Below are 23,294 nucleotides of genomic sequence, written 5' to 3'. Positions count from 1 at the left end.
ATGTCCAGAACTCAATGCCCGCGTTGCCTCAGGCCGCAAAGCCACTGTCTGTGCCCGTTAATCCCCAGCCTCGAAAGCCGCACCCGCGTCTTGCTGTTGCAGCATCCCAGCGAAGTGAACCATGCCTTGAACACCGCCCGCTTGGCGGCGTTGGGGCTTAACAACGCTGAACTGATCGTGGGCGAGGTGTTCGAGGATTTGCCCAGGTTGCTCAATCAGCCGGGTTATCAGGCGCGGTTGTTGTTTCCGGCTGACGATGCCCAGCCACTGCAGGTCCATGCGCCCTGCGATGAGCCGTTGCTGCTGGTCGTGCCCGACGGCACCTGGCGCAAGGCGCGCAAGCTGTTGCACCTCAACCCGCTGCTGGCGGCGCTGCCGAGGGTGACATTGGCCGAGGGCGGGGTGTCTCGTTATCGTTTGCGCAAGGCGCCAGGGCCGGGGGCGTTGTCGACGGTGGAGGCAGTTGTCCAGGCGTTGCAGGTGCTTGAGGCGCCAGCGAGCTTCGAGCCGTTGCTGAGGCCGTTCGAGGCGTTGATCGAGGGGCAGATAGCGGCGATGGGGGAGGAGACTTACCAGAAGAACCATGGAGGGGTTTAGAGGCCCCTGTGGCGAGGGAGCTTGCTCCCGCTCGGCTGTAGGAGCTGTGTAGGAGCTGTCGAGTGCAACGAGGCTGCGATCTTTCCCCAGCCACTTGAATCTCACGCGAAAGATCAAGATCAAAAGATCGCAGGCTTCGCCAGCTCCTACATAGCCCAGCGGGAGCAAGCTCCCTCGCCACGGGGTCGAGGTAAATTCGGATCAGCGCTCGCGCATCGCCTCGGTCCGCGCCTTCAATACCGGCTTGAGCAAGTAATCCAACACACTTTTCTCCCCGGTAATGATGTCCACCGTCGCGACCATTCCCGGAATGATCAACAACGGTTTGGCATCCCCACCCAAGTGATTTTTATCGGTACGCACCTGGATCAGGTAGAAGCTGTTGCCCTTGTCGTCGGTGATGGTGTCGGCGCCGATCAGTTCGAGCTTGGCGCTCATCCCGCCGTAGATCGTGTAGTCATAGGCACTGAATTTGACCATGGCTTTCTGGCCTGGGTGCAGGAACGCCACGTCCTGAGGGCGGACCTTGGCTTCGATCAGCAGGTTGTCTTCCAGGGGCACGATTTCCACCATGTCGTTGCCCGGCTGCACCACGCCGCCGATGGTGTTGACCTTCAGTTGCTTGATCACCCCATGCACCGGCGAGACGACGGTGGTGCGGGTCACGCGGTCGTCGATGGCGATGCTCGAGGCGGTGATTTTCGACAGTTCGGTGCGTTTCTCGTTGAGGTCCTTGGCTGCTTCGGAGCGAAAGGTCTGTTCCGATTCGTCGATCTTGCTCTTGATCTCGTTGATCGCCGATTCGGCCCGGGGAATGGCCAGGGTGGTGGCGTTGAGCGAGCCGCGAATTTCCACCGCGCTGCGTTTGAGCCGCAGGATCTCCACCGGAGACACTGCCCCGGTGCGCACCAGCGGGGCGGACATGTTCATTTCTTCTTGCAGCAAGGCCAGGGCCGAGCTGAACTGGCCTTGCTTGGAGCGAAACTCCGCCAACTCCTGGGTCTTCTGCCGAAGTTGTTCGGTCAGGGTGCGTTGTTCGCTGGCCAGGCGCCGCTGGCGTTGTTCGTACAGTGAGCGCTCGTCCTCGGCGACTTGCGGGGCCTTGGCGATGACCTCGGCCGAAAGATTGAACGGCCGGCCCTCGGCCTCGGCCGACAGGCGTTCGACCTGGGCGGTCAAGGCATAGCGGTCGGCCTCGCTCTCGCCCTTGTTCGACAGGAACCGCGTGTCGTCCAGGCGCAGCAGGGTGTCGCCCTTGTTCACCATCTGGCCTTCACGCACGAATATCTCAGTGACGATGCCGCCCTCCAGGTTCTGGATCACCTGGATTTTGCTCGACGGAATCGCCTTGCCTTCGCCGGTGGTGACTTCCTGCAACACCGCGAACTTCGCCCACACCAGTCCGGTGATGATCAACCCGGCGGCCAGCCACACGGTCACCCGCGAGCGGCGGGGAGAATCCTGCAGCGTGGCGCCGGCGGTTTCCGGCATGAACTCGCTTTCGGCGCTTTTGCTGAAACTGCCGAAGTAGCTTCGGGCGGCTGAATCCGGTGTTTGAGCAGACATGGGGCGGTACCCGTTGGTTAGAGAAAATAAAGCCGAAAACATACCTGTGGCTTGAGAGGGTTATCTGTGGGAGCAAGGCTTTTGTGGGAGCAAGGCTTGCCCGCGATACAGGCGCCTCGGTTCCAGTGAGACCGCATCGGCTTCATCGCGGGCAAGCCCTGCTCCCACACAAACCTGTTCCCACACAAACCTTGCTCCCACAGGTTGCTGTGTTGTTTCTAGACTGCCGCGGAGCCCACCCGGCCCTTGCGCAGCGCATCGATCACCGCCTCTTTCGGGCCATCGGCCACGATCCGGCCGTTATCCAGCACCACCAGGCGGTCCACCAGGCTCAGCATCGAGGTGCGGTGGGTGACCAGCAGCACGGTCTTGCCCTGTACATGGGTATGCAGCTTCTGCCGCAAGACGTCTTCGCTGCTGTTGTCCATGGCGCTGGTGGGTTCGTCCAGCAACAGGATCGGCGGGTCGAGCAGCAAGGCCCGGGCCAGCAGCACGGCCTGGCGTTGGCCGCCGGAGAGCAGTTGCCCGCGCTCGCCCACCGGGCGGTCGAAGCCTTGGGGATGTTGGCGCGCCAGTTCTGTGACACCGGTCAGTTCCGCCACTTCCAACATGCGCGCGTCGCTGACGTAGCGGGCGCCCAAGGTGAGATTGTCCCGCAGGCTGCCGGCCAGCAGCGGCAGGTCATGGGCGACGTAGCCGATCTGTTGGCGCAGGTCGGCGACGTCCAGTTGCCGCAGGTCGAGGCCGTCGAGCAGCAACTGGCCTTCCTCCGGCGCGTAGAAACCCATCACCAGGCGCGCCAGGGTGCTCTTGCCCGAGCCACTGCGGCCGATGATCCCGACCCGTTCACCGGGTTTGAGGCTGAAACTGATATTGGCCAGCGCCGGGGCATTCTGGCCGTTGTAATGGAATGTCACGCCGTTGACGTCCAGCGCGCCCTGCAATTGGGTGCGATCCAGGGGCCGCTGCTTGGCGTCACGTTCCTGGGGCAACGCCATCAAAGCATCGGTGCTGCGCATGGTGAGCTGGGCTTGCTGGTAACGGGTGATCAGCCCGGCGATCTGCCCGAGCGGGGCGAGCACCCGGCTGCCGAGCATGTAGGTCGCCACCAGCGCGCCGACGCTGAGGTTGCCGGCGATGATGCTGTAGACCCCGGCGACGATGGTCGCCATGCCCGCCAGTTGTTGCAGGAACAACGTGCCGTTGGTCGCCAGTGCCGAGAGGTTGCGCGCGTGGCTGTCCAGGCGGGTGAGGGCGCCGTGGGTGCTTTCCCATTGATGCTGGCGCTCGCTCTCGGCGCTGCAGGCCTTGAGGGTTTCCAGGCCGCCGAGGGTTTCGATCAGCAGGGCCTGGCGCTGGGCGCCGAGGGCGAGGCTTTTTTCCACGGTGTCGCGCAGGCGCGCCTGGATGATCATCGCGAAGACAATGGTGATCGGAAACGCCACCACGGGAATCACCACCAGCCAACCGCCCAGCAGGCCGATCACCACCAGCATCAGCAGGGCGAAGGGCAGGTCGATCAGGCTGGTGAGCGTCACCGCCGTGAGGAATTCGCGCAGGCCCTGGAAGTCGTGGATGCTCTGGGCGAAGCCGCCGATTGTCACTGGCTTGGCCTTCATCGCCATGCCGGTGATGCGCTCGAACAGGGTGGCGGAGAGAATCACGTCGGTTTTTTTGCCAGCGGTGTCCAGCAGATGGGCGCGTACCACCCGCAATACCAATTCGAAACCGGTGCCGATCAACAACCCCACGGCCAGTACCCACAAGGTCGACGTAGCCTGGTTCGGCACCACGCGGTCGTAGGTCTGCATCACGAACAGCGGCACCATCAGGCCTAGCAGGTTGATCAGGAAGCTCGCCAGGATTGCGTCGCTGTACAGCCAGCGCGACAGTTTCAAGGTGTCGCGAAACCACGCCTCGACCCGCGGCACCAGGGGCGCGCGCAGGTCTTCGAGTTCATGGCGCGGCCGGGCGAACAACGCCTGGCCGCTGTAGTCGAGGGTCAGTTCCTCGCGGCTGACCCACTGCTCGCCGCCGTCGGCTTCGCTGGGCAGGATCAGCGCCTTGCCGTCCTCGCCCCAGCGTCGCAAGACCGCACAGCGGCCGCCCGCCAGGATCAGCATCACCGGCAGGTTCAGGGGGGAAATATCCGCCAGCTCACGACGCAACAGCCGCGCCTGCAAGCTTGCCCGGGCTGCTGCGCGTGGCAGCAGGTCCAGGCTCAAGCGTTGGTGCGCCATAGGAAGCCCGGCGCTGAGGCTGGCGCGGCTGACCGTCGCACCATGGAGTTTGCAGAGGATCAACAGACCGTCCAGCAAGGGATCATCGAAATTCAGGCGCGGATCAGCGCTCGGGGTTGCGGGTTCCATGCTGGTCACGTCGGTTGCTCCCATATTTTTTTGAGGGGGGCTACTTCAGTTCCGGCAGCCGAGCCTGGTTCTTGACTTCGGTCTGAGCGACCGCATCGGCCGGCAGCACGATCCGTTGCTTGTGCAACAGCAGGCCCATGTTCGCCAGCACTCGGTACATCGAGTATTCCTCGGTGTAACGCACCTCGGTGTAGCGACGGTTGGCGTTGTACAGCTCGTTTTCGCTGTCGAGCAGGTCGAGCAGGGTGCGCTGGCCGAGACCGAACTGATCCTGGTAGGCGGCGCGCACGCGGGAAGTGGTTTCGGCGTATTCGCGGGCGGTGGGGGTTTGTTTGCGGGCGTTGAGCATCGCGTTCCAGGCCAGGCGCGTGTCTTCGTTGAGCTGGCGCAGGGCATTGTTGCGGATGTCCATGGCCTGGTTGATCTGGTGGGCGTTGGACGCCAGCCGCGCCTTGTCGCTGCCACCGCGGAACAGGTTGTAGTTCATCACCACGCCGACCCGCCAGTTGTTGTCATGGCCTTCTTCGCCACCGATGTTGTTATTGGCACCCACCGCCGCCTCGGCGTCGAAGCGTGGGTAGAACGGCGACTTCGCCACTTCGTACTGGCTCTCGGCGGACTGTATGTCGGCCTGGGCCGATTTCAGGTACGGGTTGTTATCCACCATGCTTTGCTGGGCTTCGCGCAGGTCGGCGGGCATTTCGCCTTTGGTCGAGGGCGGCGCTTCCAGTTCATCGGGCATGCGCCCGACCACGCTGTAGAAGTTCGCCTCGGCGTCGGCCAGGTCGACCTGGGCGGTGTCGTAGTTGTTTTCCGCCAGGGCCCGACGGGCGTTGGACTGGTCGGAGTCGGCGGTGCTGCCCACCCCACGCTCGGTGCGCAGGCCGATCTGGTCGTTGACCCGCAGATGCGCCTGCAGGTTGTTCTTGGCCAGGGTCACCAACTCGCGACGCTTGAGCACTTCCAGGTAGACCTCGATGGTGCGCAGCGCCAGATCCTGGGCGGTGCCCTGGGCGTAGTAGGCCCGGGAGTTGACCACGCCCTGGGTGCGCTGCACTTCATTGGCGGTGTTGAACCCGTCGAAGATCATCTGCCGCAGGCGCAGCTCCGATTGGGTGTAGGTCAGGATATTGGTGTGGTGATTGCCCAAGGCCCGGGTGTTGGTGTTGTCGCTATAGCCACGACCGTAACCGGCATTCAAATCCACCGACGGGAAAAAGCCCCCTCGGGCGACCTTGACGTCTTCATTGGCCGACAGACGGCTGTCCACCCGTTGTGCCAGCTCTGGGTGAGTGGCAATGGTGCTCTGGATCGCTTCGGTCAGGGACATGGCCTGCGCCTGAGAAGAGCAGGCCATGGCCAGCAAAACCGCGCTGCAGAGGGGGGTTAGAACGCGCATGGGGTGCATCTCCTGAGGTCTGTAGTGCTTCGCTTGTCGCCAAAATATTGACGTGTTTAAGATCAAAACCGTTTCAACCTTGTAACAACACAGCTAAGAACATCCTGAGCAAAAGCTAAGAAGAATTTCTCATAAGGCTTATGCCGAAAAAAACTTATGTGCTTAAAAAAAACCGGCACATTGTTCAAAGCGAAAGCCTTTGAATATGCGGGTTCTGACGGCTTTTAGGCGTCAATAAAAGTTCCATGCAGATTTTTAAGCAACGTGAAGAAGTGTCGAAAGAGCGATCTGTGAAGTGGTTTTTGGTGACGGTTTTTTGTCGTTTAGGCGAATTGCCAGCACCTTCTGCTTTCACGAAAGCTGGCAGATTTTCCAGCTTTTGGTCGCCAAACCTGAGGACGGATTCTTCACCCAGACAGGTGCCGATTGCGGTCGGCAACGGAGGAAATGCACATGGCAGCGCTCATCGGTATCGTCAGCAAAGTGGTCGGGCAAGTTTTCGCAGAAGCGGTCGGTGGCCTGCGGCGGCCTCTGGTCGAAGGCGATCGGCTTTATGCCGGCGAACACCTGGTCACCGGTGCCGAAGGGGCCGTGGCTGTTCATATGCAGAACGGCCAGACGTTGACTCTGGGCCGCGGAAGCAACCTGACTCTTACCCCGCAGTTGCTCGCCAACCATGCGCCTCATGTCGACACGCCTGACGCGGCGACACCGAGTAACGCGCAACTGACCGATGTGCAAAAGCTGCAGCAAGCCATCGCCGCCGGTGCCGACCCGACCCAGACCGGTGAAGCCACGGCCGCCGGCCCCGAGGGTGGCAACCCGGGGGGCGTGGGCGGCGGGCACAGTTTTGTGCTGCTGGAAGAAGTCGGTGGGGAGGTCGATCCGCAGATCGGTTTTCCGACGGCCGGGTTCAACGGGATTCCCGAGTTTCCACAGCTGCGCCTGGCCGGCGATCCGGACAACACGGGCGACGATGCAACCGTGCCGCCGGTGACACCGGATAACCCAGTGACCCTCGACGGGGTTGATGTCGAGGGCGGTGAGCTGACCACCAACGAAGCCAATCTGGCCGATGGTTCGGCCAGCAATCCGGGGGCGCTGGTGCAAAATGGCACCTTCACGGTTTCCGCGCCTGACGGGCTGAGCAGCCTGAGCATCGGCGGTATCAACGTGATCAGCGGCGGCGTGCCCGCGGGCTTCCCTCAAACCATCACTTCGGCGCTGGGCAACACGTTGACCATCACCGGCTATGACCCGGCCACGGGGGTGGTCAGTTACACCTACACCCTGACGGACAACGAAACCCATCCTGCCGGTGGCGGTGCCAACAGCATCACCGAGCAGTTCCCGGTGGTGGCCGTCGACACCGACGGTGACACGGCCACTGGCACCCTGGACGTCAACATTACCGATGACGTGCCCCAGGCGATCGACGACAGCCACGCCAACACGGCGTCGGAAACCCTGGTAACCCTCACCGGCAACGTATTGCCCAACGACCATCAGGGCGCCGACCGGATCCCCACCGGTCCCGACAGCGGGCCGATCATCGGCGGAACGTTCACCGGCACCTACGGCACCCTGGTGCTCAACCCCAACGGCACGTACACCTACACCCTGGACACCAGCGACCCGCAATTCGTCGCGCTGCATGGCGGGGGCAGCGGCACCGAGACGTTCACGTACACGCTGACCGACGCCGACGGTGATACCAGCACCGCGAACCTGGTGCTGCAGGTGCATAACAACGACGACCCAGTGGTGTTGGTGGGCCTTGATGCTGAAGGTGGTGAGCTATCGCTGCAGGAAAAAAACCTCAGCGATGGCAGCAGTCCGGATGCATCGGCCCTGACTCAAAGCGGTACATTCACCGTGACTGCGTTGGACGGTGTGCAGACCTTGAGCGTCGGCGGCATTAACGTCGTCACCGGTGGCGTGGCGGCTGGNAAAAACCTCAGCGATGGCAGCAGTCCGGATGCATCGGCCCTGACTCAAAGCGGTACATTCACCGTGACTGCGTTGGACGGTGTGCAGACCTTGAGCGTCGGCGGCATTAACGTCGTCACCGGTGGCGTGGCGGCTGGTTTCCCACAATCGATTACCACCGCACTCGGCAATACGCTGACCATCACCGGCTACAACGCCACCACCGGCGTGGTCAGCTACAGCTACACCTTGCTGGACAATGAAGCTCATCCAAACGCCAACGGCGCCAACAGCCTCAGCGAACAATTCGCCGTAGTCGCCACTGACGACAACGGCACCACCGCCAACGGCAACCTGGACGTGAACATCGTTGATGACCTGCCGACCGCCCATGCCGACTCCGCCTCGGTGGATGAGGGCGGGACGGTCAGTGGCAACGTCCTGAACAACGACGAAGGTGGTGCCGACGGACCGGCTGCGAGTGGTGCCGTGATCGGTGTGCGTGCAGGCAACGACACCTCGACTCCGGCGATTGGCGGCCTGAACACCCAGATCAACGGCACCTACGGCTACCTGACCCTGGACGCCAACGGCAACGCCGTCTATCACAGCAACCCGAACACTGTCAGCGTCCCGGGTGCGACCGATGTGTTCACCTACACCGTGCGTGACGCCGATGGCGACGAAAGCACCACCACCATCACCATCGATGTCCACGATATCTGCCTCGTCGCCACACCCGACCACGAAATCAGCGTCTACGAAAAAGCCCTCGACCTGAACCAGGACGGCCAGGACCTGGCCCCTGGCACCGTCACCGGCAGCGCCCCGAGCGCCACCAGCGAGACCGCCAGTGGCAGCCTTGTCGGCTCGATCAGCGGTGCCGTTGGCGCAGTGACCTTCGCGCTGGTGGGCAACGCCAACGGTGCCTACGGCCAACTGTCGCTTCAGCCCGACGGCTCCTACACCTACACCCTGACCTCGCCAGCCTCCACCACGCCTAACGCCAACGATGACCCGAACGTGTTGAGCGAAAGCTTCACCTACCAGGCCACGGACTCGTTGGGCAACACCGTTACCAGCACCATCGTCATCGACATCGTCGACGATGTGCCCAACGCCCATGCCGATTTCGCCTCGGTGGTGGAGGGCGGCACGGTCAACGGCAACGTGCTGGACAACGACGTGCTTGGCGCGGACGGCGGCATGGTGATCGGCGTGCGCGCCGGCAATGACACCTCGAACCCTGCCGTCGGCGGCCTGAACACCCAGATCAACGGCACCTACGGCTACCTGACCCTGGACGCCAACGGCAACGCCGTCTATCACAGCAACCCTGACGCAGTCGGCGCCGCGGGTGCCACCGATGTGTTCACCTACACCGTGCGCGACGCCGATGGTGATGAAAGCACCACCACCCTCACCATTGACGTGCACAACAGCTGCCTCGTCGCAGAAACCGACCACGACATTACTGTCTACGAAAAAGCCCTCGACCTGACCCAGGACGGCCAGGACCTGGCCCCCGGTACCGTCACCGGCAGCGACCCGAGCGCTACCAGCGAAACCGCCAGCGGCACCTTGGTCGGGTCAGTCAGCGGTGCCACTGGCGCCGTCACTTATACTCTGGTGGGCAACGCCAGCGGCGCCTACGGCCAGTTGCTGCTCCACTCGGACGGTTCCTACACCTACACCCTGACGTCGCCCGCCACGACCACGCCCCATGCCAACGATGGCCCGAATGCGCTGAGCGAAAGCTTCACCTATCAGGCCACGGACTCCCTGGGCAACAGCACCACCGGCAGCCTGGTGGTCAGCATCGTCGATGATGTACCGAAGGCCGCTGCGTCCGAGCGTTCGGTCACCGCGGTGGAGATCGATTCGAACCTGCTGATCGTGCTCGACGTGTCCGGCAGCATGGCCGATGACTCCGGTGTGCCGGGGCTTTCGCGGCTGGATCTGGCGAAACAGGCGATCAGCGCCTTGCTCGATAAATACGATGACCTGGGGGATGTGAAAGTCCAGCTCGTGACGTTCAGCAGCAGTGCCACCGACCAGACTTCGGTGTGGGTCGACGTGGCGACCGCCAAGTCGCTTCTCTCCAGCCTGTCGGCGGACGGCGGGACCAACTACGACGCGGCAGTGGCGACGGCCAAGACCGCGTTCGTCACGTCCGGGCAACTGACTGGCGCGCAGAACATCGGCTACTTCTTTTCGGACGGCAAGCCCAATTATGGCCTGGAAACCGGCACGGCAGACGAGGCGGCGTGGAAAGCCTTCCTTGATTCCAATGGCATCAAGAACTACGCCATTGGCCTGGGCGACGGTGTCAGTAACGACTACCTCGACCCGCTGGCCTACGACGGCAGCGCTCATACCAACACCAACGCCGTGGTGGTCACCGACCTGAACCAACTCAATTCGGTGCTCTCCGGCACGGTGCAAGGCGCGCCGGTTACCGGCAACCTGCTGGGCGAAGGCGGTTCGTTCGGCGCCGATGGCGGGTTTGTCAAAAGCCTGGTGGTCGATGGCACCACGTACAGCTACGACCCGGCGGCCAACGGTGGCCACGGTGCACTGAGCGCCAGTGGCGGGGTCAACCACGGCAGCTTCAATACAACCACCAACACACTGAGCATCGCCACTGCCCATGACGGTACCCTGGTGGTCAACCTTGATACCGGTGCGTTCAGCTACACCTCCCAGACCGCCACCAGCACCTTGATCACCGAGCACATCGGCTACACCGTCAGCGACAACGATGGCGACCTGGCCAGTTCCAACCTGGTGATCAACGTCGTGCCCGACAGCCCGCCGATCGCTGTCGACGACAACATCATCACCAACGTGCTGTCAGGCAACATCGTGATCCCGGGTGAGTTGCTGCTGGGTAACGACAGCGACGCCAACGGCGATCCGCTCACCGCGTCACCCACCAGTTTCAATACCGGTTGGAGCGCCAAAGGCGGGGACTTCACCGGCAGCACCGGCGCGGTCAGTTTCACCGGCAACAACGTGCAGTCGATCAACCTCAGCCGCAGTGCCTTTGTCGCCAATACCGCGAGCATGACGGCGATGCTGGTGGTCAGCGGCGCGCTGGGGATGGTGTCCAACAACAACGCCAACGATGAAGATCGGCTCAACATCAGCCTCAAGCAGGGCGAAACCCTCACTCTGGACCACAACCTTTCGGCCGGTCGCATTGCGATGGAGTATTCACTCAACGGCGGGCCTTTCATTGCCATCAGCGACGGCGCCTCGTTCACTGCGGCGGCGGATGGCAACTACCAGATCCACGTCACCAACATCCCCAATCCCGGCGGCGGTAATTCCAACGCTGCGGAAAACTATCAACTGACCCTGACCGTCGACTATGCCGGGGCGCAGGACAAAACACCGGATTACCACGGCAGCTACACCGCCAGTGACAACCACGGTGGCAGTGACAGCGCGGCGGTAGATATCAGCTATCAGTCGGGCCATACCTTGACCGGCACCACCGGGGACGATGTGCTGATTGCCGGCAACGGTGACAACACCCTCAATGCCGGCGATGGCAACGACATCCTCAGCGCAGGCTCGGGCAACAATACCCTGCACGGTGAGGCAGGCAATGACTTGCTCTACAGCGGCGCGGGCAACGACCTGCTCGACGGTGGTACGGGCAACGACACTGCGAGCTATGCCCACGCCACCGCCGGGGTCACGGTGAACCTGGGATTGTTGGCGGCGCAGAACACCGTGGGCGCTGGCACCGATACCCTGACAGGCATCGAAAACCTGGTCGGTTCGAACTTCAACGATACCCTCACCGGTGACAGCGCCAGCAACCGCATCAACGGCGGATTGGGCCATGACGTGCTCAATGGCGGTGGCGGTGATGACCTGCTGATCGGCGGCCTGGGCAACAACACCCTGACCGGCGGTAGCGGTGCCGATACCTTCCAATGGCAGGCAGGCAACAGCGGCCACGACGTGATCACGGACTTCGCGCCCGGCATCGACAAACTCGATCTGTCCCAGTTGTTGCAAGGGGAGAACGGCAGCACCGCGTCACTGGATGATTACCTGCATTTCAGCGTGAGCGGCAGCGGTGGGTCAGTCGTCACCAGTATCGATGTCAGTGCCATTGCCGGTGCCACGCCGAACCAGACCATCGACCTGGCCGGCGTCAACCTTGCCAGCCACTATGGCGTCACGCCGGGTGTGGACGGGATGATCGCGGGCGGGGCGGATACGGCGACCATCATCAACGGAATGCTCAACGATCATTCCTTGAAGGTGGACACGGTGTGAGTTGAGCTGAAACGACAAAACCCGTCATGTCCAGTCTGGACATGACGGGTTTTGTCATTGTGGCGAGGGAGCTTGCTCCCGCTCGGCTGTGTAGGAGCTGTCGAGTGCAACGAGGCTGCGATCTTTCCACTGCCAATTGAGTCTGGAGTGAAAGATCAAGATCAAGATCAAGATCAAGATCAAAAGATCGCAGGCTTCGCCAGCTCCTACAGAGCCCAGCGGGAGCAAGCTCCCTCGCCACAGTGGAGGCTCAGGGTTTGCGCAATGTCTTCTGCTTGAGGATATAAACCGTTACCAGCACCGCACTGGTGAGCATGAACCCCCGGGCCCACGGCAGGGGCACCAGGTAGCAGGAAAAGAGGATGCTCGCCCACATCAGCCCGATGGCATAGACCTTGCCCTTGAGCGGGATGCCGTTGCCGCTGAGGTAGTCGCGGATCCACGGGCCGAGGCGGGGATGTTCTACCAGCCATTGGTAGAAGCGTGGCGAGCTGCGGGCGAAACAGGCCGCCGCCAGGAGCAGGAAAGGGGTGGTGGGCAGAACGGGTACGAAGATGCCGATGACCCCCAGCACTACGCTCAGCCAGCCGATGGCCAACAGAACGTAACGCAGGATCAGCGGGCGATTGCCGACAGGCGAGGGCACCCGGTCACTCAGTGGTGGCGAGGCTTGAGGATCGCCGGTTTCTCGTCCGGTGCGTTGCACAGCAGGTACAGGGCCGTGAGGGCTTCGGGGATCTGGACGATCATGTCGTCCATCAGGTTGGCGTCGGCGGCAATGTCGGAAAATTCCGGTTGCTCGTCGAACAGGCCGGAACCGACCATGATCGGCAGCAGCATTTCGCTGACTTCCTCTTCGGCGGTTTCGAACCAGGCGGCTTCGCGCAGGAACACGCCTTCCATGAAGCCGATGCACCAGCCACGCAATTCCGAATCGTCCGGGTCATCGCCCAGGTCCAGGTCGCACGGCAGTTCGAATTCTTCGTCGGAGGCCAGTTGGCGGGCGATGTGGGCCTTGAGGCCGACCAGCGTGGCTTCGATTTCGGCACGCTGGGCTTCGTCGCTGTAATGCGGCTCTTCGGCGAACAGGGCGTCGATCCACTCACGGTCCGGCACCGTTTCTGCGCAGATCGACAGGGCGGTCAGATAGCCGTGAGCGGCCACGTAGTCCAGCGCCTCTTCGTGCAGCTCATCGGCGTCGAGGAAGACTTGCAGGCGGGTCAGTTGCTCAGCGAAGGACATTACGGGCTACCTTGGGGAATAAACAATGCGGGAATTCTAGGCCTTCTTGAGCGCCCAGGCCAGCCGCGTGGCGTATTTGCCTCGACTTGGGCGCACGGGCGGGCCGCGATACCTGTAGGAGCTGCCGAAGGCTGCGATCTTTTGATCTTGACCTTGCTCTGTTGGTTGTTCGCTTTAGACACAGTTGGCAGGGGAAAGATCGCAGCCTCGTTGCACTCGGCAGCTCCTACAGGGCGCATGGCGTGCAATCGCCTACATGATCGCCTCTGGTCAGCAGCCCCCTTTGCAACGAAGGCCTCGGGTATACTGCCGCGTTTTGTGATGCCCTGCGGCGTCCCGCCGGTTCGAAACGCACACTTACGATTTGCCGGTGCAGCGTTTGTGATTCTGAACCAGCCTTGCAGGGATGTTTCGGTGATTTTTGGAGTTTCTATGCTCGAACAGGCTCAACGCGTCCTCAAGGACATCTTCGGCTACGACAGTTTCCGTGGCCGCCAGGGTGCCATTATTGAGCGCGTGGCCAGCGGTGGCGATGCCCTGGTGCTCATGCCAACCGGCGGCGGCAAATCCTTGTGCTTCCAGGTCCCGGCGCTGTTGCGCAACGGCCTGGCCGTGGTGGTCTCGCCGCTGATTGCATTGATGGACGACCAGGTCGCGACCCTCGAGGAGCTGGGGGTTGCCGCTGCTTCGCTGAACTCCACCCTCAGCGCCGAGCAACAGCGGGACCTGGCGACACGCATCAAGCGCGGCGAAGTGAAGATGTTGTACCTGGCCCCGGAACGCCTGGTGCAGCCGCGCATGCTGGCGTTCCTGCAGAGCCTGGAAATTGCCCTGTTCGCCATCGACGAAGCCCACTGCGTGTCCCAATGGGGCCATGATTTCCGTCGTGAATACCTGCAACTGGGGCAGTTGGCGGAACTGTTCCCCGACGTGCCGCGTATCGCCCTGACCGCCACCGCCGACAAGCGCACCCGGGAGGAAATCGTCGAGCGCCTGCATTTACAGAACGCCGAGCGCTTCCTGTCCAGCTTCGACCGTCCGAATATTTTCTACCGCATCGTACCCAAGGAGCAGCCGCGCAAGCAGTTGCTGGCGTTCCTCGCCGAGCGCCGCAGCGATGCCGGCATCGTCTACTGCCTGTCGCGCAAAAAGGTCGATGAAGTGGCGGCGTTCCTGTGTGAGCAGGGGTTCCCGGCGTTGCCGTATCACGCTGGCCTGCCCAACGACCTGCGGGCCTATCACCAGAAGCGCTTCCTCAACGAGGAAGGCCTGATCATGGTGGCCACCATTGCGTTCGGCATGGGCATCGACAAGCCCAACGTGCGTTTTGTCGCGCACCTGGATCTGCCCAAGTCCCTCGAGGCGTATTACCAGGAAACCGGGCGTGCCGGCCGTGATGGCTTGCCGGCCGACGCCTGGATGGCCTACGGCCTGCAAGACGTGGTGATGCTCAAGCAGATGCTGCAGAACTCCGAAGGCGATGAGCGCCACAAGCGCCTGGAGCAGCACAAGCTCGACGCGATGCTCTCGCTGTGCGAAGAAACCCGCTGCCGTCGCCAGACCCTGCTGGCCTATTTTGACGAAGACATGCCCCAGCCTTGCGGGCATTGCGACAACTGCGTCGATGGCGTGGAAACCTGGGACGCCACCGAGCCGGCTCGCCAGGCCTTGTCGGCGATTTTCCGCACCGGCCAGCGCTACGGTGTCGGGCATCTGGTGGACGTGTTACTGGGCAAGGACAACGAGAAGGTCCGCAGCTTTGGCCACCAGCACCTGTCGGTGTTCGGCGTGGGCAAGGCGCGCACCGAGGGTGAGTGGCGTTCATTATTCCGACAACTGGTGGCCCGCGGTCTGGCCGACATAGACCTGGAAGGCTACGGCGGCCTGCGCCTGAGTGCGACGTGCCGGCCGTTGCTCAAAGGTGAGGTCTCCCTCGAACTGCGTCGCGACCTCAAGCCGGCAACGGCGGTCAAGAGCAGCAAGAGCCAGGCCAGCCAACTGGTGCGTGGCGAAGAACGCGATCAGTGGGAAGCCTTGCGCACCTTGCGGCGCAAGCTGGCCGAGGAGCACGGCGTGCCGCCGTACGTCATCTTCCCCGACTCGACGCTGCTGGAAATGCTCCGCAGCCAGCCCACCTCCCTGGCGGAAATGGCCCGGGTCAGTGGCGTGGGCGCGCGTAAGCTGGAGCGGTATGGCGAGGCCTTCCTCCAGGTCCTGGGTGGCGAGGCCGAGGCACCGAAAGTAGTGGCCGATGTACGCCACGAACTCATCACGCTGGCCCGGGCCGGCATGACGCCATTGCAGATCGCCGGGCAACTGCAGTGCTCGGAAAAGAACGTCTACACGATGCTGGCCGAAGCCATTGGCAAACAGCAGTTGTCCCTGGAGCAGGCGCTGGATCTGCCCGAGGAACTGATGGGCGAGGTACAGGACGCGTTCCTGGATGGCGAAGGTGAGTTACCCCCAGTGTCTGAAGTCGCCGCACTGTTTGTCGGACGGGTTCCCGAAGGCGTGCTGTACTGCGTCAGGGCTGCATTGCAGTCGGAATTTGAAGTCTGATCAGTGAGTTGCGTGCCTTTAACGATTCAGTACAAGGTGAACCTTGCTTGAATCCAAAGCTCATGCTTAGCTGACTAATAATTAGTTTTTCTCTATTTCAGATCTGATGAGTTTTTTTATGCCGTTAACCGATCAACACCGTTTTGGCATGCAGTTGGCGCAAATGTCTAGAGGCTGGCGTGCCGAACTGGATCGCCGCCTGGCCGGGCTGGGCCTGTCCCAGGCGCGTTGGCTGGTGCTGTTGCACCTGGCCCGTTTCGAACAGGCGCCGACCCAGCGTGAATTGGCCCAGAGCGTCGCCGTCGAAGGCCCGACACTGGCCCGGTTGCTCGACAGCCTGGAAACCCAGGGGCTGGTGCAGCGCCAAGCCGTGGCCGAGGACCGTCGGGCCAAGAAAATCGTGCTCTGCGCACCGGCCCTACCGTTGATCGAACAAATTGAAACCATTGCCACGCAATTGCGTCGTGAGCTATTCGAAGGGGTCGACGAAGCGGACATGCGCGTGTGCATGCGGGTCCACGGTACGATCCTGGCCAACCTGGAAAAATCCTGAGGCAGATCCCTGGCGTCAGACTTTTGAGATTCGCCGGTTAGCGAACTATAACCAGTACTAAGCGTTCCTATTGTGAGCGTTTACGCTGCGGTTGGTTCTGGTAATCGAAAGGGATACCCATGCTTGAAAGTTTGCAGTCCACGTTGCGCAGTTGGGTCAACGTGTCGGTCGTCGTGGGTGCCCTGGGGTATTCGGCCTTGGCGTCGGCGCTGGGACTGGGGGACATCACGCTCCATTCCGCCCTGAACCAGCCGTTGCGCGCCGATATCGCCCTGGTCGATGTGGCCGGGATCGGCGAGGGCGATCTGTCGGCCAGCCTGGCGAGCCCGGACGATTTCAATCGTGCGGGTGTGGAACGGGCGTTCTTTCTCAATAACCTGCGCTTCACGCCGGTCTTGCGTGGGGAGCGCAGCTTCATCCGGGTGACCTCCAGCAAACCGGTGGAGGAACCGTTTCTCAATTTCCTGGTGCAGCTCAATCAGCCCAACGGGCGCCTGCTGCGCGAATACACCGTACTGATCGACCCGCCGGGCACGCCGGGTATCGTGCCGGTTCGTGAAGAACCGTCCGAGGCCCCGCAGTCCATCAAGCCGCCTCCGGCGGTACAGGGCAAGCGCTACACCGTGGTACCGGGAGACAACCCCTGGCTCATCGCCAAACGCCTGCATGACGCCGGCAGCAACGCGTCGGTCAATGAGTTGATGCAAGGAATCCAGGCCTTGAACCCCGGCAGTGACCGGCTTTCCATCGGCCAGCGCTTGTTGTTGCCCGACTCGGCCGTGCTGCCGACGTCTACTGCAACCCCCGCCGGCCAGGCCCCCGCCGCGTCCGATGAGCAATTGGCCGCCAGCGTGCTGCAAAACCAGCAGCAACAGAAGACTATCGATGAACTGCAGGCCCGGCTCCAGGCCCAGGACGAGGAAATCGCTGGCCAGCGCCAGCAGATCAGCGAATTGCAGGCCCGGCTGACCGAGGTTGCGCCAGCCCCTGTTGCACCGACACAGCCGCAACCGGCGCTTCCTGCAGCAGAACCGGCGCCGGACGTGCAACCCGCTACAGAACCGGTAGCAGAGCCAGAGGGCATCAATTGGACATGGGTGGCGGGGCTGGTGGGCCTGTTGGGGTTGCTGGCGCTGTTATTGTTCGTTCGGCGTCGGCAGCAGCAGGCCGAGTTGGAGCCGATGACCGGGCGTCCCGAGCCGATGTTGGAGGAGGGCGAGGAAAGCTTTGCAGCAATCCCCGATACGGAGCCGTCCGAGACCGCAGCATCGTTCAACAACGGGGATACGCCCATGGGCGATGTGCTGGAGGGCGTCGGGATCTACTTGACCTACGGTCGATTCACCGAGGCCGCAGGGCTGTTGCGCGCCGCGTTGCTGGCGGAGCCGGAACGCACCGACCTGGGCCTCAAGTTGCTGGAGGTACTGGGCAAGCAGGGCGATGTCATCGGTTTCCAGGCCCAGGAACATCATCTACTGGCACAGGGTATCGATGCCGGGACGTTGGAGGAGATCCGCGGGCGCTACCCCAAGGTTGCCATGATCGCCGCGCCGACGGTGGCGTCGGTACAACCTCAGGTACCGGTTCTTGCACCTGCACCGACACCTGCTCCTGAACGTGAGCCGGCGCCCGGTGACGAGTTCGAGTTGGACCTGGATGCACTGTCCATGGAAACCAGCTGGGACCTCGCCGATGCCCAGGACAACACTGCGGATACAGAGACTGTTTCACCCCATGCCGCCGAGGGCTTGTCGCTTTCAGGGTTCGACGAGCCGGAGTTGCAATGGGAATCGCCACTGGAAACCGAGTCGCTGGACGATGCCTTCCTCGATAGCTTTGCCGACGAAGAACAGTCGCTGGAACTCGAGCCGCTGGCCCTTGAAGCTGTTTCCCTGGACACCTTGTCCCTCGAACCTCAGGCCCCGGAACACTCGGTCAAGCTGGAACAGGCACAGAATTGCATCGACGACGGAGACCTGAAAACCGCGGTCTCCCTGCTTGAAGAACTGCTCGAGGAGGGCGACGAACCCCTCAAGCAGACCGCCCGGGTGCTGCTGGCAGGGATTCGCTAAGGTTGCAGCACAGTCAACATCACCGACACTGACCCACCGCTATCGCGAGCAAGCTCGCTCCCACAGGGAGTTGTGGTGAACAGCCATTGCGCGGACATCCCGGACCCCATCCCATGTGGGAGCGAGCTTGCTCGCGATAGCGGCCTATCAGGCTGTCAAATCCTGTCCAGGCAGCCCCTCAAAACGTCTGCCCCAGGTTCAGGTACACCGCCTGCTCATCATCGTCGTTAAAGCCATAGCTGAAATTCAGCGGTCCCAGCGGCGTATCGAAACCGAGGAAAATGCTGGCCGCGTTGATGTAGCCGCTGTCGAATTCGTTATCGTTGTTCCAGGCCCGGCCGCGTTCCAATGAGCCGCCGATGTACAGCGGGAAGTCCAGTGGCAGGTAGGCCCGCGGTGTGAGGCGGCGGTAATACACTGCGCGCATCAGGCTGATGTTCTGCCCGGATACCCCGTCTTCGCGAAAGCCTGACAGTTGCCGCGCGCCACCGAGCACAAAGCTGGACGTCACCACTTCAGCGGTGTCCAGTGTTCGACCATAGCGTCCGCCCAGGATGAAGGTGTCCGGGCCGCTGCTCAGGGCCTTGTCCAGCTTGAACTCCCACTGGCGGTAACGCTGGTCGGAACCCAGCCCCGGTTCGTATTGGCGCCAGCTCAGGCCGATGTCTTCCCCTTCGTGGGGGAAATACACGTTGTCGAAGGAGTCGAAGGAATACTTCAGCTCATAGAAACCTTCATTGAAGTTTTCGCTGGGTTGGTCATGGTCGCCAATACGCACATCCGCCTTGCCCCAGGCCTGGCCGACACCGAAGCGGATTTCGCCGTTGTTGCCGATCTGGCGGCCCACGTTCAGCCCGAAGCCATAGCGCTCGACGCGATACTGGGCCACCGGATCGTTGTCCAGGATCGACTCCACGTTGCGGGATTCGAATTGCCCGTAGGGGGCGATGAAGTAGCGTGAACCGACATCCAATGGCTGGTAGAACTCGCTGTACAGCTCCTGCTTGTCGCCGATCTGCGCCCGGGTCAACCATTCGGCACCGAGGCGATTGATGCCGTTGACCCGATAGCTGGCCCCCAGGTTGAAAGCGCTGTCGCCGCGCATGTCGTCCGACAGGCTCAGCCCCAGCCGCAGGTAGTCGGTGCCGGTGCGTCTTCCCCGGGCGCTGATCACCAGCGTGTGATCCGGGCCCTTGCGGGCCACGCGGTATTGCACCTGTTCGAAGTAATCCAGGCCGTAAAGCGTGCCCATGTCGGTCTGCAGGCGTCCCAGGTCCAACGGCTCACCGATCTTCTGGCGAACGTAATAGCGGATCACGTCATCGCCGACTTTCGAGTCGTTTTCCACGCGAATGGCGGTGATGACCGGTGTGCGTTCGTTGGGAGTGCGCGCGGCCATGAGCTCGGCGTCGGGCGCCTCGGATGGGCGTAGAGGAGCCAGGCGTGCCTCGAGTATCTGCGTGGCACGGTAACCGGCGTCGATCATGTCCTGGGCCCGGCCGAAATCGGTGGAGCCGAAGCTCGCCAGCGCCGGTTGGATCAGCACGTCGTCTTTCTTCAGCGTTGCCAGTTGCTCTTCAGAGTTGCGCCGGGTCATCAGGGTGGTCGATTGGTTCAGCACATCGACCACCGTGACCAGTTGCTTGCGGTTGCGCAGCGGCGTGCCGATGTCGACCACGATGGCCACGTCCACGCCCATTTCCCGGGCCACATCCAGCGGGATGTTGTCGGACATGCCGCCGTCTACCAGCAGCCGGCCGTCCAGTTCCACCGGGGCGAATACCGCCGGGATCGACATGCTGGCGCGAATGACCTTGGGCAAGTGGCCTTTGCGAAACACGACTTTTTCGCCCGTGGCGATGTCCGTGGCGACTGCGCGAAACGGGATCGGCAGTTTGTCGAAATCTCGCGTGTCGCTGGCGTGGGCCAACAGGCTTTCGAGCAGCAGGGCCAGGTTCTGGCCCTGGATGACCCCCAAGGGCAGGCCGAGGCTGCCGTCGTCACGAAAACTCAGTTTCTGTTTGACCAGGAAGTCCCGGTCATCCTGCTTGCGCCGGAATGGTACGTCCTTGCGTGGCGGCGCATCGGACAGAGCCTGTTGCCAGTCGATGCCCAGGGCGAGCTTTTCCAGTTCGTCGATCTTGTAGCCCGAGGCATACAGCCCGCCGATCACCGCGCCCATGCTGGTGCCGGCGATGGCATCGATCTTGATGCCTTGCTCTTCCAGGGCCTTGAGCACGCCGATGTGGGCCAGCCCCCGTGCGGCACCGCCGGACAGCACCAGGCCGATTTTCGGGCGTGGCGCTTCGACGGCGGGCTCGTTGGCATGGCCGAGCAGGGGCAACAGCAACAGAAGCAGGAGAGGCAGGAGGCGGCGCATCGTCAATCTCGGGGCGGGCGATCAAAGGCGGGTATTATAGCGACGCCTTCGAACCCAGGAGTCCACCCGCAATGACCGAACACAAACCGGAAGTCGTCATCACCTATTGCACCCAGTGCCAATGGCTGCTGCGCGCCGCCTGGCTGGCCCAGGAGCTGCTCAGCACCTTTGGCGATGACCTGGGCAAGGTGTCGCTGGTGCCGGGCACCGGCGGTGTGTTCCACATCAGTTGCGACGGCACGCAGATCTGGGAGCGCAAGGCCGATGGTGGGTTTCCCGAGGCCAAGGTCCTCAAGCAGCGGGTCCGCGACCGGATCGACCCGGAGCGGGACCTGGGCCACAACGATCGGGTTCAGTGAGACGCGGCTTGGGCGCCAACCCCCGGTTTCTTTGAACCGCTCAGTTGGCTTGAGATCACGATGGCCGTGATGATCACCACGCCGCCCAGCAGCATGCGCAGGGTCGGGCTCTCATCGAACAGCCACCAGGCCATGGCGATGCCGTAGACCGGCTCCATGGCGAACACCACCGCTGCCGTGCGCGCCTTGATCACCGCCAGGCTGGCGACGAACAGACTGTGGGCCAGGCCGGTGCAGAACACGCCGAGCAAGCCGATCCACAACCAGTCGATGGGGCGAACGTCGCTCAATTGTGGCGCGGCCATCGGCAGCAGACACAACCCGACCACCACGTTCTGGCACAGCGCTGCCTGCACCGGCGGGACGTGCGCCGAACCGGCGCGGTTGGTCAATGAGAGCAGGGAAAAGAGCAACCCCGAGAACATGGCCCACAGCAGGCCAGTGGTGGCGCCGCTGGCCAGGTCGAAGTTCGGCGTGACCAACACCAGGCCGACGCTCACCAACACCACCAACCAGATTTCATTGGCGCGAATCCGCTCGCGGAAGATCAGCCCTTCAAGCAGTACCGTGAAGGCCGGGAAGCTGGTGAACCCCAGCGTGGCGACCGCCACGCCGGCAACCTTCACGGCGATGAAGAAACTCACCCAATGCCCGGCCAGCAACAGCCCTCCAAGGAGCAATCGCCGACCATCCTGGGCCCGCAGTTTCTGCCAGCGGCTGTTGCTGGCGAACCGGGCGAACATCGCCAGGGCGAGCACGGCGAAGACGGCGCGACCAAACACAATGATCGTTGGCGAGGCTGCGGCGAGTTTGCCGAATACACCAGTGAGGCCAAACATGAGTGCGCCGATGTGCAGGGCGCCGAGGGCGGTACGAGGTGTCATTTCAATCCTTTCAACAGATAAGCCAAAACCGACGGACAAACATCAATCCCCTGTAGGAGCTGCCGGAGGCTGCGATCTTTTGATCTTTTGATCTTTTGATCTTTTGATCTTTTGATCTTTCGCTTGAGATTCAAGTGTCTTGGGAAAGATCGCAGCCTCGTTGCACTCGTCAGCTCCTACAGCTCCTACAGGGCATTTAAGCGTTTGGGAGGTGGTGGCGTCTGTCGCGATCCTAGCGATTTTTAGCGCGAAGCTAGCGCTGACGCCGCAGCTTGCCCGGCGAGACGCCGAATTCGCGCAGCACCGCAGCGGCGAAGGCACTTTGGGAGCTGTAGCCGACGCGGTGGGCGATCTCGCCGATGGGCAACTGCGAATCACGCAACAACGCCACGGCCTTGTGCAAGCGGCGGCTGCGGATGTAATCCATCGGGGTTTGCCCGCACTCGGCGACGAAGCGTGCGTGCAGGCGGGCGCTGGAGAGGTCGGCGATTCGCGCCAGGTCCGCCACTTGCAGCGGATAGGCGGCGTTCTGGTCGATGTGGGCGTTGAGTGCGGCGTAGGGCAGGCGCCGGCCGCCGAGGGTTGCCTGGCGAGCGTTATTGAGACTCGCCAGCAGCAGCACCGCGCCTTGCTGGGCGATCACCGGATCGTCCACCGGGCTGCCCGCCAACCAACTGACCAACTGGCTTTGCCCCGCATCCAGGGGCAGGCGCGCGGTGTCGTCGAGCAAACGGCGGCTGGCGTCGGCGTGATCCCCCAGGCATTGCCCGACCCAATCATCACTGGGCACATCCAACACCAGGCAGCGGCTGCCGTGGGGGCTGCCGCAGCCGTGATGCGCGCCGGCCGGTACCACCACGAAGCTTTGTTGCACCACCTGGCTGCCATGCCCTTCGACCTCGAAATCCAGCGCGCCAGACAGCCCGAACACCAGTTGGGCATGGTCATGGCTGTGGGCGATCAAGTCGTGGCTGTAGTGGCGTAGCGTGAGGATCGGTCTCATCGCGGTCTCCCGTGTCAGGCCGCCAGCATACACCGAGGGCGCCACGCCCGGCGCTGTCATGCAATGGACTTGTGTTTGTCATGGGC

The 23,294-nt window shown here is 62.6% G+C and carries 15 protein-coding genes and 1 pseudogene; 7 read left to right on the top strand and 9 right to left on the bottom strand.

Annotated features, from left to right (window positions below; genetic code table 11):
- Window positions 1-597 (top strand): tRNA-uridine aminocarboxypropyltransferase, encoded by a 597-nt coding sequence (locus tag ASC85_RS05415; protein ID WP_057448548.1) that lies wholly within the window; start codon window positions 1-3, stop codon window positions 595-597.
- A 201-nt stretch (window positions 598-798) separates the two neighbouring features.
- Here the strand turns inward: ASC85_RS05415 and ASC85_RS05410 are convergent, their stop codons facing one another.
- The 4 genes from ASC85_RS05410 to ASC85_RS32055 form a co-directional block, all read right to left on the bottom strand.
- A complete protein-coding gene (locus tag ASC85_RS05410; RefSeq protein WP_018614410.1) occupies window positions 799-2,163 on the bottom strand; it encodes an HlyD family type I secretion periplasmic adaptor subunit in 1,365 nt (454 codons plus the stop codon).
- A 218-nt stretch (window positions 2,164-2,381) separates the two neighbouring features.
- Entirely contained in the window at window positions 2,382-4,541 is a 2,160-nt protein-coding gene (locus ASC85_RS05405) for a type I secretion system permease/ATPase (RefSeq protein WP_057448568.1), read from the bottom strand.
- A 31-nt stretch (window positions 4,542-4,572) separates the two neighbouring features.
- The gene (locus ASC85_RS05400) at window positions 4,573-5,931 is read right to left on the bottom strand and encodes a TolC family outer membrane protein (protein WP_057448547.1); all 1,359 of its coding nucleotides are present in this window, start codon (window positions 5,929-5,931) and stop codon (window positions 4,573-4,575) included.
- A gap of 184 nt (window positions 5,932-6,115) precedes the next feature.
- Complete coding sequence (locus ASC85_RS32055; protein WP_156395614.1) at window positions 6,116-6,370, bottom strand: hypothetical protein; 255 nt, start codon at window positions 6,368-6,370, stop codon at window positions 6,116-6,118.
- A 14-nt stretch (window positions 6,371-6,384) separates the two neighbouring features.
- Between ASC85_RS32055 and ASC85_RS32925 the strand changes: the two are divergent.
- Together ASC85_RS32925 and ASC85_RS05395 are read left to right on the top strand one after the other, a co-directional pair.
- Window positions 6,385-7,880, top strand: a pseudogene (locus tag ASC85_RS32925) (retention module-containing protein); the annotation flags it as partial.
- Between the two features lies 1 nt (window position 7,881).
- Window positions 7,882-12,156 (top strand): Ig-like domain-containing protein (locus ASC85_RS05395; protein WP_236712325.1); only part of this gene is annotated, 4,275 nt, incomplete at its 5' end.
- 250 nt (window positions 12,157-12,406) lie between these two features.
- Here the strand turns inward: ASC85_RS05395 and ASC85_RS05390 are convergent.
- Window positions 12,407-12,802 carry a YbaN family protein gene (locus ASC85_RS05390; RefSeq protein ID WP_057448545.1) on the bottom strand — a complete coding sequence of 132 codons (396 nt, stop codon included), beginning with the start codon at window positions 12,800-12,802 and terminating at the stop codon, window positions 12,407-12,409.
- 8 nt (window positions 12,803-12,810) lie between these two features.
- On the bottom strand, window positions 12,811-13,398 hold the full coding sequence (locus tag ASC85_RS05385) for a UPF0149 family protein (protein WP_003198997.1): 588 nt from the start codon (window positions 13,396-13,398) through the stop codon (window positions 12,811-12,813).
- Between the two features lie 432 nt (window positions 13,399-13,830).
- On the opposite strand from ASC85_RS05385, the gene recQ reads away from it, so the two are divergent.
- The 3 genes from recQ to ASC85_RS05370 all read left to right on the top strand — a co-directional run bounded on the left by recQ (window position 13,831) and on the right by ASC85_RS05370 (window position 18,582).
- The gene (recQ, locus tag ASC85_RS05380; protein WP_057448544.1) at window positions 13,831-15,957 is read left to right on the top strand and encodes a DNA helicase RecQ; all 2,127 of its coding nucleotides are present in this window, start codon (window positions 13,831-13,833) and stop codon (window positions 15,955-15,957) included.
- A 118-nt stretch (window positions 15,958-16,075) separates the two neighbouring features.
- Complete coding sequence (locus ASC85_RS05375; protein WP_003199001.1) at window positions 16,076-16,510, top strand: MarR family transcriptional regulator; 435 nt, start codon at window positions 16,076-16,078, stop codon at window positions 16,508-16,510.
- A 119-nt stretch (window positions 16,511-16,629) separates the two neighbouring features.
- Complete coding sequence (locus ASC85_RS05370) at window positions 16,630-18,582, top strand: FimV/HubP family polar landmark protein (protein ID WP_057448543.1); 1,953 nt, start codon at window positions 16,630-16,632, stop codon at window positions 18,580-18,582.
- Window positions 18,583-18,760: 178 nt separating this feature from the next.
- On the opposite strand, the gene ASC85_RS05365 is transcribed toward ASC85_RS05370, so the two are convergent.
- Window positions 18,761-20,962: a patatin-like phospholipase family protein gene (locus ASC85_RS05365; protein ID WP_057448542.1), complete on the bottom strand. Its 2,202-nt coding sequence runs from the start codon at window positions 20,960-20,962 to the stop codon at window positions 18,761-18,763.
- A gap of 71 nt (window positions 20,963-21,033) precedes the next feature.
- On the opposite strand from ASC85_RS05365, the gene ASC85_RS05360 reads away from it, so the two are divergent.
- A complete protein-coding gene (locus tag ASC85_RS05360; protein WP_003199006.1) occupies window positions 21,034-21,321 on the top strand; it encodes a SelT/SelW/SelH family protein in 288 nt (95 codons plus the stop codon).
- Here the strand turns inward: ASC85_RS05360 and ASC85_RS05355 are convergent.
- Both ASC85_RS05355 and ASC85_RS05350 read right to left on the bottom strand, forming a co-directional pair.
- The gene (locus ASC85_RS05355) at window positions 21,315-22,205 is read right to left on the bottom strand and encodes a DMT family transporter (protein WP_057448541.1); all 891 of its coding nucleotides are present in this window, start codon (window positions 22,203-22,205) and stop codon (window positions 21,315-21,317) included. The two genes, ASC85_RS05360 and ASC85_RS05355, sit on opposite strands and share 7 nt — an antisense overlap.
- A gap of 253 nt (window positions 22,206-22,458) precedes the next feature.
- A complete protein-coding gene (locus tag ASC85_RS05350) occupies window positions 22,459-23,208 on the bottom strand; it encodes a helix-turn-helix transcriptional regulator (protein WP_057448540.1) in 750 nt (249 codons plus the stop codon).
- Between the last annotated feature and the right edge of the window lie 86 nt (window positions 23,209-23,294).

The organism is Pseudomonas sp. Root401 (assembly GCF_001425105.1).
Lineage (GTDB): Bacteria > Pseudomonadota > Gammaproteobacteria > Pseudomonadales > Pseudomonadaceae > Aquipseudomonas > Aquipseudomonas brassicacearum.
Note: the sequence above shows the minus strand (reverse complement) of the source record. Positions and strands in the feature narration are given on the sequence as shown.